This window comes from Afipia sp. DC4300-2b1, from assembly GCF_049895725.1.
GTDB lineage: Bacteria > Pseudomonadota > Alphaproteobacteria > Rhizobiales > Xanthobacteraceae > Afipia > Afipia broomeae.
Window position 1 is genome coordinate 105347 of sequence record NZ_JAFCSX010000003.1, and the last position, 14070, is coordinate 119416.

15 protein-coding genes and 2 pseudogenes are annotated in these 14070 nt (G+C 58.9%); 2 read left to right on the forward strand and 15 right to left on the reverse strand.

Annotated features, from left to right (window positions below; translation table 11 throughout):
* Positions 1–6 precede the first annotated feature (6 nt).
* Both ACP7AL_RS12880 and ACP7AL_RS12885 read left to right on the forward strand, forming a co-directional pair.
* Positions 7–813 carry an SDR family NAD(P)-dependent oxidoreductase gene (locus ACP7AL_RS12880; protein ID WP_425991848.1) on the forward strand — a complete coding sequence of 269 codons (807 nt, stop codon included), beginning with the start codon at positions 7–9 and terminating at the stop codon, positions 811–813.
* Between the two features lie 38 nt (positions 814–851).
* A complete protein-coding gene (locus tag ACP7AL_RS12885; protein ID WP_425991850.1) occupies positions 852–1952 on the forward strand; it encodes a thioredoxin family protein in 1101 nt (366 codons plus the stop codon).
* A gap of 618 nt (positions 1953–2570) precedes the next feature.
* Here the strand turns inward: ACP7AL_RS12885 and ACP7AL_RS12890 are convergent.
* The 15 genes and pseudogenes from ACP7AL_RS12890 to ACP7AL_RS12960 all read right to left on the reverse strand — a co-directional run bounded on the left by ACP7AL_RS12890 (position 2571) and on the right by ACP7AL_RS12960 (position 14057).
* Positions 2571–2987, reverse strand: a complete 417-nt coding sequence (locus ACP7AL_RS12890; protein ID WP_425991852.1) for an organic hydroperoxide resistance protein — start codon at positions 2985–2987, stop codon at positions 2571–2573.
* Between the two features lie 44 nt (positions 2988–3031).
* Positions 3032–3154 (reverse strand): annotated as a pseudogene (locus tag ACP7AL_RS12895) (SDR family NAD(P)-dependent oxidoreductase); the annotation flags it as partial.
* A pseudogene (locus tag ACP7AL_RS12900) lies at positions 3148–3608 on the reverse strand (transposase); the annotation flags it as partial. The pseudogenes ACP7AL_RS12900 and ACP7AL_RS12895, both read right to left, overlap by 7 nt.
* A 348-nt stretch (positions 3609–3956) precedes the next feature.
* Positions 3957–4163 carry a DUF6894 family protein gene (locus tag ACP7AL_RS12905; protein WP_425991854.1) on the reverse strand — a complete coding sequence of 69 codons (207 nt, stop codon included), beginning with the start codon at positions 4161–4163 and terminating at the stop codon, positions 3957–3959.
* Between the two features lie 397 nt (positions 4164–4560).
* Positions 4561–4941, reverse strand: a complete 381-nt coding sequence (locus ACP7AL_RS12910) for a c-type cytochrome (protein WP_425991856.1) — start codon at positions 4939–4941, stop codon at positions 4561–4563.
* A 179-nt stretch (positions 4942–5120) separates the two neighbouring features.
* On the reverse strand, positions 5121–5603 hold the full coding sequence (locus tag ACP7AL_RS12915; protein ID WP_425991858.1) for a cytochrome c-type biogenesis protein: 483 nt from the start codon (positions 5601–5603) through the stop codon (positions 5121–5123).
* Positions 5604–5608: 5 nt separating this feature from the next.
* Entirely contained in the window at positions 5609–7591 is a 1983-nt protein-coding gene (locus tag ACP7AL_RS12920; protein WP_425991860.1) for a heme lyase CcmF/NrfE family subunit, read from the reverse strand.
* Positions 7588–8061, reverse strand: coding sequence for a cytochrome c maturation protein CcmE (gene ccmE, locus ACP7AL_RS12925; protein WP_425991862.1), 474 nt, complete (start codon positions 8059–8061; stop codon positions 7588–7590). Before ccmE ends, ACP7AL_RS12920 begins: the two co-directional genes overlap by 4 nt.
* 34 nt (positions 8062–8095) lie before the next feature.
* Positions 8096–9205: a c-type cytochrome biogenesis protein CcmI gene (ccmI, locus tag ACP7AL_RS12930; RefSeq protein ID WP_425991864.1), complete on the reverse strand. Its 1110-nt coding sequence runs from the start codon at positions 9203–9205 to the stop codon at positions 8096–8098.
* Between the two features lie 384 nt (positions 9206–9589).
* Positions 9590–10096 (reverse strand): YkgB family protein, encoded by a 507-nt coding sequence (locus ACP7AL_RS12935; protein WP_425991866.1) that lies wholly within the window; start codon positions 10094–10096, stop codon positions 9590–9592.
* A 230-nt stretch (positions 10097–10326) separates the two neighbouring features.
* Positions 10327–10866 (reverse strand): peptide-methionine (S)-S-oxide reductase MsrA, encoded by a 540-nt coding sequence (msrA, locus tag ACP7AL_RS12940; protein WP_425991868.1) that lies wholly within the window; start codon positions 10864–10866, stop codon positions 10327–10329.
* Between the two features lies 1 nt (position 10867).
* Entirely contained in the window at positions 10868–11311 is a 444-nt protein-coding gene (gene msrB, locus ACP7AL_RS12945; RefSeq protein WP_425991870.1) for a peptide-methionine (R)-S-oxide reductase MsrB, read from the reverse strand.
* A 151-nt stretch (positions 11312–11462) separates the two neighbouring features.
* Positions 11463–12335: a LysR family transcriptional regulator gene (locus tag ACP7AL_RS12950; RefSeq protein WP_425991872.1), complete on the reverse strand. Its 873-nt coding sequence runs from the start codon at positions 12333–12335 to the stop codon at positions 11463–11465.
* 604 nt (positions 12336–12939) lie between these two features.
* On the reverse strand, positions 12940–13338 hold the full coding sequence (locus ACP7AL_RS12955; protein ID WP_425991874.1) for a response regulator transcription factor: 399 nt from the start codon (positions 13336–13338) through the stop codon (positions 12940–12942).
* A gap of 83 nt (positions 13339–13421) precedes the next feature.
* On the reverse strand, positions 13422–14057 hold the full coding sequence (locus ACP7AL_RS12960; RefSeq protein WP_425991876.1) for a response regulator transcription factor: 636 nt from the start codon (positions 14055–14057) through the stop codon (positions 13422–13424).
* Positions 14058–14070: the final 13 nt, after the last annotated feature.

Here is a 14070-nt window from a genome sequence, read left to right on the forward strand (position 1 = left end):
AATGCCATGTCCGTCTCTCTCAAAGGTGTCGCAGTCATCACAGGTGCGTCCGCCGGAATCGGCGCGGTTTATGCCGACCGATTGGCTCGCCGGGGCTACGACCTCATTCTTGTCGCACGCAACCAGGCCCGGCTCGACCAGCTGGCGACCAACATCGCGGGCGCCACGGGCCGTATGGTCAGGACTGTTGCCGCGGACTTGAACAACAAGGCGGACCTGAGGCGGATCGAGACGATCGTCGCCACCGACCCAAGTATCACCATGTTAGTCAATAATGCAGGCGTCGGCGGCCTAGAGCCGCTTTTGCAATCCGATGTTGATGCCATGGAAGAAATGGTCAATCTCAATGTGACGGCGCTGATGCGGCTTACCTACGCCGCGGCTCCCGCGCTCGTCGCCCGTCAAGGTGGGGCAATTATCAACATTGCCTCGGTGGTCGCCATCGCGCCGGAAGTCCTGAACGGTGTTTATGGCGGAACGAAAGCATTCGTGCTCGCCTTGGGCCAGTCGCTTCACAAGGAGCTGGCAGACAAGAACGTGCGTATCCAGACCGTCCTGCCCGGCGCGACAGCGACCAACTTCTGGGACGCGGCTGGTGGCACCGTCGACAATTTGCCGTCCAACATCGTCATGACCTCGGATGACCTGGTGAGCGCGGCGCTCGCCGGCTTCGATCAGGGTGAGGTCGTCACCATCCCCTCCCTTCCAGATGCGGCGGACTGGGCCGATTACGAATTGGCGCGACAGAAGCTCATGCCAAACCTTTCGCTCAGCTCAGTACCGAAGCGATACCGATCCGCGGCTGCGGCGTAACTAAGTATCCAACACTTTCCTCTCACGAAGGAAAAATCATGAGCATCCGTAAACGACTGACAGCTGCAGTTCTCGCCATCGCGATTACGACGCCCCTCGCCGATTTCTTCTGGAGCAAGTCCATGCCGCTAGCAAGCACATCATGGTTTGAGCGGGCGTCGGCTCGTGCGACCGCCGGCCAGTCGGAATTGACTTCCCTCAAGGGAGCGAATGAATGGCTAAATTCGCAGCCGCTGACGCCGGAAGCGCTACGCGGCAAGGTCGTCCTGATCGATTTCTGGACCTACACCTGCATCAACTGGCTGCGAACCGCGCCCTACGTCCGGGCGTGGGCACAGAAGTATGGGGATCAGGGGCTGGTGGTGATCGGCGTCCATTCGCCGGAGTTCGCATTCGAAAAGGATATCGACAACGTGCGACGGGCCGTGAAGAAACTGGGGATCGCCTATCCAGTCGCCGTGGATAATAACCATGCGATCTGGCGCGGCTTCGACAACAACTACTGGCCCGCGCTCTACTTCGTCGATGTAGAGGGACGCGTCCGCCACCACCATTTCGGCGAAGGCTCGTACGAGGAGTCCGAGAGGTTCATTCAAAAGCTTCTGGCCGAGGCAGGAGCCGCCGACATCGATCGCAACCTCGTCGCGGTCGATCCTCGCGGCTTTGAAGTTGCTGCCGACTCGGCGACGCTTAAGTCTCCTGAGAACTATCTAGGATACGTTCGCACGGAAAATTTCGCCTCACCGGGCGGCGCTGCGCGCAACCAGCGCAAAGCTTATGAGCAGCCCGCGCGTCTGCGGACAAATGAGTGGGCGCTCGCCGGCGACTGGACGGTGCGCAACGACGCCTCCGTGCTAAACGTATCAAGGGGCGTACTTGTGACCCGATTTCACGCCCGCGACGTCAATCTCGTCATGAGCCCGCCAGCCTCAGCAGCGCCGGTGCGCTTCCGCGTCACGATCAATGGTAAACCGCCCGGCGACGCGCATGGCCTCGATGTGGATGAACAGGGTTACGGTACCGTGACGAAGCCGCAACTTTATCAATTGATCCGACAGCCAGGCGTCATTGACGAGCGGACGGTGGAAGTGGAATTCCTTGACTCGGGCGTCGAAACTTTCGCGTTTACGTTTGGCTAAGGCGCGGCCACACCTTCCATGAACGTTCAGGACGAATGCCATAACCCGCGGTCCATACAATCCAAAGCGATAACGGCAGCTTAAAGCGCTCGATCAAATGGCTGCGGGATACAACGTGGTCGACGTGTACGGCTGCCCAAGCATAGCACGTTCCAGTCGTCCAATTGTTTCAAGCCCAGCGATCTGAGCGGCCAACGGACCGTACTATCGCCATGCTAGAAGTCAGCGCCCCGGAATCGGCGGGGACGGTCAGAGCACAAACCACTAATAGGGACAGCAAGAGCCACGAGGACTTGTCGGCAGAAAACCGATCCGAAGCTCCACAAGGGCAGAACTTTGCATCGCGCGATATCGCCCGAATTTCAACGCCAATTCGTTTTCGACAATATTTGCGGACATTGCCAGCAGAGAGAAGACAACACTGAGGACATTTCGCGTGAAAATAAAGGCTTCTCCATCAAGTGACACGACGTCCAGAACGTGACCAGCCCGGTTCCGATCCCATAAAGCTCCCGCTGCCAAGCTTAGATGCACGCAATGCCCGGCGGTGCTCTCAGTGTCCGGTCTTTCAAATTGAACACGGCCTGCCAAAGCATTGGCAGGCCGTGTTCAAACGCGTTAGACGAGATTGAGCTCGACATCGATATTGCCTCGGGTCGCCTTCGAATACGGGCACGTTTGGTGCGCTTCCTCCATCAGCATCTGAGCGACCTCGCGCTCGATCCCAGACAAGCTAACATTGAGCCGTGCTTGAAGGGAGTACGCGCCATCATCCACGCAGAGATCCACTTCCGCATCGATGGCGAGATTGGTCGGAAGCATTACCTTGTGTTTGCGAGCAGCAAGCCCCATCGCTCCTTCGAAACAGGCAGACCAGCCAGCGGCAAAAAGCTGCTCAGGGTTCGTGCCAATGCCTGACGTGCCCGGCGACGAAAGCTTGATGTCGAGTCGGCCGTCAGAGCTCCTGGATGCACCGTCACGACCGCCGGTCGTGTGAGTTTTGCCGGTGTACTGCACTTTTTTACTTTGAGTCATTTTGTGTATCCCTTTTCAAAATGTATGTGACCGTTCAACTAATCCTAAGCCGCAGGAATCAATTGATACCGATTGGCAGGCACGCGTAGAGACAGATTGGGAATAAGCTTCTGTCGGGCAGCTTCATACGCATCCCAATCTGAGACATCAGGCAATGACGGTACCGTCCGTATTGGGATGCGAGAGAGACAATCGCGCTCGTCAACGCATCCTCGTCCGCACGTACAATGACGGTATATCGCTGCGTTCCGCGTGGCTGGCCGACGATCCGGCAGGCATGGCGCTCCGAGAGATCGTACTTCTTCCGAATGCCTTCAACCGCCTGCCGGCGCCGCTCGGGGCTTACAAGTTTCCCGACGCAACATCCTTGAGCACTTGTTTCTCAAGCCAGAGATCCGCAACGAGGCGTTTCAGACGAACGTTCTCCCGCTCCAAGTCCTTCATCCGTTTGGCCTGATCAAGCTCAAGCCCACCGTATTCCTTCCGCCAGCGATAGTAACTCTGCTGCGAAATGCCGGCTTCCCGGCACGCCACCGGCGCACCCTTGCCCTGCGACATCAACACTTCAATCTGACGAAGCAGCACCACTATCTGCTCCGCGCTGAACCTCTTCTTCGGCATCACCAAAGCTCCTTTCCAAGCTCAGTTTCTCACAAAGCTTGGTCCAAGAAACCCAGGTCAGGTCAGATCGGGAACATGCATGGCCATGCGACCGTCAGCAGACCAGCCGCATAAGCGAGGACGAACAGTGTCATTCTCCTACACCGCGTCGTTCGGTTGTCGCGGCATCGCCGGGCACCGATGGCCATTCTGCAAGAGTCGTACGACCGCATTGGCGTGTCTTCAGGCATGGGGTGCCATGCTTGAGTAGCGCGTCTCACCAGACCCCCAATGAGCCGATCAGCCCTTCCTGAGCATGCTCCACAGAAGCGCGCCCGCGTTGTCCAACCTGCGCGGCCTCCGCACTGTTCATTCAAAGACCGCTTCCCGATGAATGCACTCAGCGTTTTCGGCGACCACTTCAATCGCAAGCGCGGGCCTAACGGTCGTTTCAAGGCAGCGAATGTCCGCGGCAAGTTGCTCGGCGAACACGACCGCTTCTGACGCCAGGTCAAATTCGCGTCCCACCTCGTCTTCGATCTTGAGCTTGTCTTGAATGTTAAAAAAAAAGCGCATGAGACCTCCTAGGATCGTTGCAAAACCAATACACGACACCCGTTCGCCGGGCCTTGATTCCGGCCGGCCAGATATGAATTGACACAGGCGAGTTGCTCACGCGCAGCTCAGTTTGACGCCGAACTACCGTTAAATGTGGACCGCGGCTAGAAGAGGTCGGCTTAACCGATGTCGTGAATAAGCGTTCGCTTGCCTCAGCAGTCGGTCAAGACCGGGAGTTGGCGCCTGCGGCAAGTTTTTCATCCCGATAACGTCTCCGATCGATGAGTTCGGCCTGGCCATCGCGCAGTCTCGATGTAAAACCACGCGGCGCGATCGACAGGCGAACCCGGCAGAGAGCCGTCTGAAACATGTGGGGACACGCATTCTCTACAGAAGCGCGCCCGTTCGGCGACACCTACTTTTTCTTGCCATCGGCATCGAACTGTTTGAGAAAGGCGATCAGATCGCTTGTCTTCTGTTCGTCCTTCAATCCCGCGTAGAACATCTTGGTGCCGGGAACCTTCGCTTTAGGATCCTTGATGTATTCGCGGAACGTCGCCTCATCCCACGTGAGGCCGGACTTAATGTTGGCTGCCGAGTAGGAATAGCCTTGGAGAGTGCCGGCTTTGCGGCCGATTACGCCGTTGAGCGATGGACCAATGCTGCTCTTCGCGCCTTCTCCTATCTGATGGCAAGTTTTGCAAACGACGAAGATTTTCTCTCCCGCCGCGGCGTCCTGCGCACCGGCTTCACCCGAACAAGCGGCGAATAGAGCCACCATCCACAGTCCTCGCATACAGTTCTCCTTTCCAATATCCGCGGCACTCTACAAAGTGACGCTAGGATAATTCAGATCTTTGACAGCTCGCGCAGCCTGTGAGCGAGCCAACTATTTCCCATTTGATCCCCGCAAGAGAGCTCTGCGAGGTGCTATCTACTTGCGAACATTCGGCACGCCTGCGCGCCATACCTCCTTTATGCGGGTCCGCCTATAAGGCGCTCGAGCCGAGCCTTCTCCTCTTCGCTCAATTCGAGTGGGCCAGGACTGCCACCGTCAGACAGCCGAATGTGCCGACGGCTATTGAGCCAAAGCGCCAAACCTCCGCCTGACAAGAACAGCGGCGGCAGAAACCACAGCAACAGCGTTACACCGATGAGGCGCGGCCTCAGCAGCACGAAGTCTCCGTAGCGCGCTACCAAAAATTCGATCACCTGGCTGTTGCTTTCTCCAGACGCGATCCGTTCGCGCACCAGAAGCCGCAAGTCGCGCGCCAATGGTGCATCGGAGTCATCGATCGACTGGTTCTGGCACACCATGCAGCGCAACTCCCGCGACAGTTCGCGCGCACGGGATTCCTGCACGGCGTTGGCCATGATTTCGTCAGGCTGCACGGCGTACGCCGTCGACGCGCCGATGATCAGCGCAATCGCCACAAGGCGGGAAAGAACGCGGTTCAAAACCATCACTCCGCCGCCCGCATCGCCCGCGGCACCTTGGCCGGCTTTGGCGCGCCGACGCGCAGACGCCTGTCCGACAGCGACAGCACGCCGCCAAAGGCCATCAGGATCGGGCCGCACCAGATCAGCAGCACCATCGGCTTGTGATACATGCGCACCGCGATGCCGCCATCCGCGGCGGTCTCGCCCAGCGAGATGTAGAGCTGACTGAAGCCGCGCGATAACAATGCCGCCTCCGTGGTCGACGACTGCCGCGCGGTAAAATTGCGCTTCGACGGCGTCAGTTCGCCGATTTTCTCGCCGTCACGGTTGATGGTGAATTTTGCCAGCATCTCGCGAAAATTCTGGCCCTGGAGCTGCGTGACATCGTCGAGCTTCAGCTGATAGTCGGCCAGCTTCGCCACGTCATTCGGCTTCAGGGTGCCGATATATTCGCTGTTCCAGGTGGTTTCGCAGACGATGCCGATCAGCGCCACGCCGACGCCGGCATGCGCGAAAACCGTGCCCCATGTCGAGCGCGGCAGGCCGCGGGCACGGCGCAGCGCCGTGCCGAACGGAGCGCGAAACAATTGCGTGCGCTCGACGATGTCGATGATGGCCCCGCCAATGACGAATACCGCGAGCCCGATCGCCAGCGGCGCCAGGGCCGCGCCGCCGGAGGTCCACGCCCACACTATCGCAGTGGCAATGAGCGCGGCGATGCCCGCCGCTATCAAGCGCTGGGCTGCGCCGACCAGGTCGCCGCGCTTCCACGCCAGCAGCGGCCCGAACGGCACCGCCAGCAGCAGTGGCACGAATAGCGGCCCGAAGGTGAGATTGAAGAACGGCGCGCCGACCGAGATCTTGTCGCCGGTGATCACTTCCAGCGCCAGCGGATACAGCGTGCCGATGAACACGGTGGCACACGCCGTGGTGAGGAACAGGTTGTTCAGCACCAGCGCGCCCTCGCGCGAGATCGGCGCGAACAGCCCGCCTTGCTTCAGCGCGGACGCCCGCCACATGTATAGCGTCAGGCTGCCTCCAATGAAGAAACACAAGATCATCAAGATGAACACGCCGCGCGTCGGATCAGTCGCGAAGGCATGCACCGAGGTCAGCACGCCAGAGCGCACCAGGAAAGTGCCGAGCAGCGACAGCGAGAACGTCAGGATCGCCAGCAGAATGGTCCAGACCTTCAGCGCATTGCGCTTCTCCATCACCACGGCGGAATGCAGCAGCGCGGTACCCGCGAGCCACGGCATCAGCGAGGCGTTTTCCACCGGATCCCAGAACCACCAGCCGCCCCAACCGAGTTCGTAGTAGGCCCAGTAGGAGCCCATCGCGATGCCCAGCGTAAGAAATATCCACGCCACCAGCGTCCATGGCCGCACCCAGCGCGCCCAGGCCGCATCGATGCGGCCTTCCATCAAGGCCGCAACGGCAAAGGAGAACGAAATCGAGAAACCAACATAGCCGAGATAAAGCATCGGCGGATGGATCGCGAGGCCGATGTCCTGCAGCACCGGGTTGAGATCGCGGCCCTCCAGCGGAGGATTGGCGAGCCGCAAAAAGGGGTTCGAGGTCATCAGCATAAACAGATAGAAGGCGCTGGCTATCCAGCCCTGCACCGCCAGCACATTGGCGCGCAGCGACAGCGGCAGATTGTTGCCGAACGCGGCGACGAGGCCGCCGAACAGCGCCAGGATCGACACCCACAGCAGCATCGAGCCTTCGTGGTTTCCCCACACGCCGGTGATCTTGTAGAGCAGCGGTTTGGCGGAATGCGAATTCTCAAACACGTTGGCGACGGAGAAATCCGAGGTGATGTACAGCGTGGTCAGCGCCGCGAAGGACAGCCCAGCGAACAACAACTGCGCCAGCGCCGTGGAACGCGCAACGTTCATCAGCGCCGGATCGCGCCACCGCGCGCCCAGAATCGGCACCGTCGACTGGATCAGCGCCAGCGCCAGCGCCAGCACCAAGGCGTAGTGGCCCGCCTCGGCGATCATCGCGCGGCTCCCTGCGTCGCCACCGGTTTTCCGCCGAGGCCTTCCTGCAAGCGCCCCTGCTTCTTCAGCGCGTCGGCGACTTCCTTCGGCATGTAGTTCTCGTCGTGCTTGGCGAGCACCGTATCAGCCTTGAACACACCCGATGCATCGAGCGCGCCTTCGGCGACTACGCCCTGTCCCTCGCGGAACAGATCCGGCAAAATTCCCTTGTAGGTTACCGGCAGCGTCGCGCCGCCGTCTGACACCTTGAAGGAGACGGCGAGATTGTCGCCGCGTACCAGCGAGCCCTGCTCCACCATGCCGCCCAGCCGAAACCGCTTGCCGACCGGCGCCGGCTTCTCCATCGCCATGGTCGGCGTCGAGAAGAACACGATCGAGTCCTGCATCGCGTTCAGCACCAATCCGGCCGCTACTGCGAGAACTACTAACGAACCGCCAATCATGATCAAACGCCGTTGCTTACGGGTCATGTAAATCCTTCGTCGTCGCATTTTGATCCGGCTATCATCCGCCGAACCCCAATGGCCTCAGACCGTTATTGAGTTGGTGGAGGCGGTTGGCATCGCCCCCCACCGCCTGACGCGCTTCGCTGCGTGCGTTCGCCGCCTTTTCGCGCTCATCCAACACCAGATACGCTTGCACCAGCCGAACCCATCCCTCTACGTCGTCTCCATTTTTCTTCAATCGCGTCGCCAGACGATCAACCATGCTACGAACCATCGGGCTGCGCTGGTCCTCGCTCATGTCCCTGGCACCGGCCATCACATCGCTCGAAAGAGCGGGTGCGACGGGTCCGCTGACCCGTGCTAGTGACGATCGTAGCAGAGGTCGCCATGGCGCATCCGTAGCGGCCTTGGCGAGCATGCCGCGCCAGATCGAAGCGGCATCAGTTGTCCTTCCATCTTGCTCGGCGGCGAGCCCGAGGAAATAGCCTGCTTTGGGATCGTCAGCATTCTGCGCAAACGCGCGTTCGAACTCCGCTCTGGCCTCCGTTGTCACTGCCCCGCCCGCTGCGCGCGCAATCGCCTCGCCTAGATCCGACCGTCGTTCAGCGCTATCGCCCGAGACGTCGATTGAAGTCCGGTAAGCTCGGATGGCTTCACCGTAGCGTCCAAACCTCATCAATTCCGGCGCTGACACCGTCGAGCCGTTCCCAACAGTGGGGTTTGCCGCCAGATATTCTTCAACCTGTGCCGACAAGATGTCGCCTGCCTGAGTGGCGTCCACGGTGCGGAAGCGCGAAGCCATTGGGAAGTCGCTAAGCCACGGCGATCCGAGCGACGAGTATAAAGCGGCCGCGGCGAGCGGCATTGCCACCAACGCCGTCGCCAAGACGACCGAGACTCGACGTCGGCTAGAGTCCGTTTGGGACAACGGATCGCTGCCTCCATCCACGGCGGCCAATAGGCGCCGGCCGATCTCCGCCCGCGCGGCCTCGACTTCGGGCACTCCGATCAGACCGGCGGCGACATCACGATCAAGCTCCGTTAGCTGATCCTTGTACACTGCAGCCTCGTTACCCCCGACCTGCGATGCAAAAGTCCATATCAGCGGCCAGAGCACGGCAACGCTCGCTGCGAGCGTCATGATAGCGAACAGAGACCACAAAACCATCAGACGGATCCCTGGGATGCATCAGCATGCTGCTCAAATGGACCCTGGGCCTGAGTCGTGCCTCGCCCGGCGAACGAGCGCCTTCGCCTAAGCCCTACTGCACGGCATGGGGAAAGAGCGGCCATAACTAACTTTTCTTCCCACCGCGCATTGTTCATGTCGTCTATCCTTCAGTAGTGCACGACGTCGGTATGAGCCGTTACGATCTGGCAAGATGCCGCAGGTGGAAGCTGCCAGCCTCAACTCCATCTGCAGTATCTGAGCCTTTCATCCGTCACCGAACGCGGTCGAGCGACAATCTCACGGCTGAACCCCTTGCGTTTCATCTGGGTATCCGCGGGGGTCTTGTTTCGTGGCACATGCCCCCACGCCTATAGATCCACCTCAAGACCCTTGAATACTGAGCCGTGAGTCCTGGACGGACGCCGAGAGTAGAGAAAGCGATGCAGCCAGCAGGACGAGGTCCTTGAGAAGAAATTGCCCAGGAACCGCGGAAATGGCTGGAAATCCGCCTGCGGTTGCTTCGGCTACGCCGGGAGTACTCAAGAAGAACGTCAACGTGATAAGATAGGTCGCTGCGGACATCGCCGCCCCCAACGCTGAACAGATTGGATGGAAAGCGCCTAGAATGAGGGCTGCTGCGGTTGATAACTCAATTACACCTAGCAAGGAGCTCGCGCCTCGAATTCCGAGAAGAGCATGCAACCAGCCCATGATCGGACTGTGTTCGATAAACGGTGCGATACCGGCTGCCTCGTATGCGGTGAACTTCATTCCGCCGAACCAGATGAAGACGACAACCAAAGCCCATCTGAGCAGAGCCAGGGAGCTGAACGATCCGGCGCCATTTTCGGCGACCTGAAAATGGAGATCCTTTGTAAAATTCGTCATTTCGAGCCCTTTTCTGGCCTACACGTTCTCATAGAGAGCTTCTCCGCTCCGTCGTGTTCAACTGATGGAAGACGGCCAACTGTCTCCATCGGATGATGGGTGCAGCAGCGAAACGAGCCGCACGTCCTCTTGCAGAAAACGTGGTTTTATGTCGAGCCGTGGCATCGACTATCAAGGCTGCCGTGCACCGCCTGGTTCAAGAAAGTAAGCGCCGTGTCCTAGGAGAACGCCTACACGCCAGCGTCAGCAGGAGATGCCAGGGTCGCGCCAACCTTCTCCCGATTTGGGAGGACCCAGTTGGGACGCGGAAAGTGACAGGTGTACCCCTCTGGTCGCTTTTCGAGATAATCTTGATGCTCCGGCTCGGCTTCCCAGAATGCTCCGACGGGCTCTACCTCCGTCACGACCTTGGACTTCCAAAGGCCAGACGCATCCACGTCGGCTATGGTTTCATCGGCGACGTTCTTCTGATCGTCGTTGACGTAGTAGATCGCCGAACGATACGAGCTCCCAATATCACCACCTTGACGATTGGGCGTCGTAGGGTCGTGGATCTGAAAGAAATACTCGAGTATGCGCCGATAACTCGTTTTTGTCGGATCGAAGACGATCTCGATTCCTTCTGCATGGTCACCATGGTTGCGATAGGTGGCGTGCGGAGTGTTCCCACCGGTATAACCGACACGGGTCGAGACAACCCCAGGGAGCTTCCGGATCAAATCCTGCATGCCCCAAAAGCACCCGCCGGCAAGTACAGCGCGCTGATGCATGTTAGGCCTCCTCGACCTGGTCCAGATACTCGCCGTAGCCCTCGTTCTCCATGTCGTCGCGATGAATGAAGCGGAGCGACGCGGAGTTGATGCAATACCGCAAGCCACCGTCAGCGGCCGGCCCGCGCGGGAAAACATGGCCGAGGTGGCTGTCGCCATATGTCGATCGCACCTCGGTCCTGACCATCCCGTTGGAATTGTCTCGCAACTCGTTGATATTTTCGGGAGCGATAGGTTTCGTAAAACTCGGCCACCCGCAGCCCGACTCATACTTGTCGGTTGATGCGAATAGAGGCTCGCCCGAGACGATGTCCACGTAGATGCCCGGATCTTTGTGGTCGTTGTACTCGCCTGTGAAGGGGCGTTCAGTGCCCGCATCCTGGGTGATACGCCGCTGCTCGGCCGTGAGCCGGTCGATGGCTTTCTGAGATTGTCCGAACTGCATGTTGAACGTCCATTGCCTGATTTGAAATGACAGCGTCGTTGTCGGCTCCGAAGGTACGCGAGTTATCTTTAGTTATCGCAGCGCAGAGGTCTCTTTTCCAATGCGCCGCAGGTATAGTTTTAATAGCTGCGGCAACCCGCCGCTCTTCTCACTACCATGCGTAACTTGAGGCAGATTGTGCGATTTTCCGCATCTCTATCGGAGTAGTCGATCCCGAGACCGTCACAATCACCAGTTCGCGTTCCAAGGACAGGCCTTCGATAGGCCGTGTGACAAGCCCAGGTGCCGCACCCGAATGCTCTGGCAGGATGCATATTGCATGGCCATCGGCGACGACGCGCTGCACCCAGTCTTCCCTCTCTGCCCGAAAGCGTGGCCGCATCACGATCTCTTGACGGGCAAAGTGCTCCTGGATCCGGTCCCGGAACTCGCACCGGAGGCGGTCGACATAAGGAAACGAGGCCAGGTCTGCGGCACGTACGACATCGACGCTTGCGAGCGGATGCTGCGCAGCGCAGCCAAGCACGAAACGTTCCCGGAAGAGCGGACGCACGTCAAGTTTGACATCAGGTTTCGGCTGACGCGGCAGGATGCAGGCGTGGTACTTGCCCGAAAGAATTTCTGCCGTGTCTTCGTTCGGTTGGAGAGCATGGATCTTGATCCAGACTGTTGGGTTTTCCTCCATTGCCCGCAGGAAGAACGATGTGAATGCATTTGGGCTTACCGAGGGCGCCACCGCGATGTCGAGAACGCATTGACTACCGAGGGCCCAACTATCCGAGTGCTGGCGCACGATCCTTAAGGAAAGCTGTACCTGCTTGAAATCCAGCTCGATAGCCTGCCCCAGCGCGGTCAATCGGCTATTTTTGCCGTCGCGATAGATCAATGGCCCGCCAAGCTCTTCTTCCAAACGACGAATGGATCTGGTCAAGCTGGGCTGCGAGACGCCGCTCAATCGCGCGGCAGTGGTGAAATTTAGCGTCTCTGCCAAATTAACGAAATACTCCACTTGATTGAGTTCCATAGCTTTGCAGCCCGATCAAATCACAATGTTTCATCCCGCTACCACTTGGAATGCGCTCTCACGCGGGCTCGGAATTATGTGTGCACCGCGCATATAGATGATGGAAGGGCCGCTGTCTATGTGCGTGGCGCATATTTTAGCTATATCACCTTTGCGACTCCATTGTTGAATAGCTCAGGTTCTTCCACGCCGCGAAGTGGCCGCCCTTGATTGACGGCCTAGTGTCCATCTCCTGCGAGAGAAGGTGCGCGCCTCCGTGCCCTTGACCAATCGTCTATGCGGTTCGTCTACGTAAACCTAGGTATGATTGGTTGGGATATGCGGATGCTCCCACGGCGCCAATTTCCCAGAGACTGCGCATTATCCCCATGCAGATGACTTCAAGTGGTCAATACTGCTCACTCGTGGCTGTTTCCGGCTCTCGTCCCGGGGCCCCAGACATCAGCGCGCAGCGGGGCATGCGACGATCCATCTGGTCGCCCGGGATCAGCGGAATCAAAAGCCGACCGGGCTTGAACGACCGCTTGAACTCACCGCCAATAGCAGCCATTCGGCAGCGCGAGCGTTAAGGTGCACCGATCGCTGTGCAGCGAAAGCTACGATTCTAGTTTCCTGTCCGATCGTCGTGCTGCGCGATTGCCCTTGCGAGAGAACCTATCAGGTGATCCTGATCCACGGGTTTTGTAAGAAAACACATTGCTCCGTCCTTTAGCGCTCGGGCGCGGACCCTATCCTCGAGAACGGCCGTGATGAAGATGAACGGCACCCGGTTGCCCTGGGCCCGAAGCCAGGATTGGAGCTCGATCCCACTGGTTCCCGGCATCCGCACATCGGTGATCACGCACCAGGACTGCGTCAGTTGCACCGACTGCAGAAAAGCTTCCGCAGAAGGAAACGTATGAACCGAGTATCCGAGGGAGCGCACAAGATTGCTGATGGCGGTGCGGACAGAAGCATCGTCGTCAATGACGGAGATCACTGGAACTTCAACCAAATCGATCAATCCTGGTTACTGAGCGAAGCAAGATATTTCGCGCCAGGATTGCGCCACGATGTGCCTTGACGCACTCATACTAACGTTTTGGTTTACGGATTTGTCTTGTCGATTCCGAGCTCCCCTGCCATCCTGACCAAGTCCGCCACCGATCGCGCCTCCATCTTCTTCATCATGTGTCCGCGATGGATTTTCACCGTGATTTCGCTGACATCCAGCCTGGCTGCAATTTGCTTGTTCATCAGTCCGGACGTGACGAAGGAGAACAACTCGCTCTGCCGCGGCGTCAGCGCTTGATGACGCTGCCGCAGCGCGGAGGCGGCCTGCAAGCCGGCTCGCCTGGTGCCGTCCTGCGCAAGCGCCCGGGTCACGGCATCCAGCATGTCCTGATCGCGGAACGGCTTGGGCAGGAAATCGATGGCTCCCGCCTTCATAGCCCGCACGGTCATGGGAATATCGCCGTGTCCGGTCATGAAGATGATGGGAATATGGTTTCCGGCTTTGGCCAGTACATCCTGAAATTCCAGGCCGCTGACGCCCGGCAGGCGAATGTCCAGTACCAGGCAACTGGCCACGTCCGGCAGCTTACTGTCCAGTAGCTGAGACGCCGAACTAAACACCTTCACCGCCAGCTTCATCGAACGGAACAGGTAGGTCAGCGCCACACGCATCGACTCGTCGTCGTCCACTACGATGACGACTTGCTGCGGATCCGTCTTGTTGTCCATGATCGATTACCAG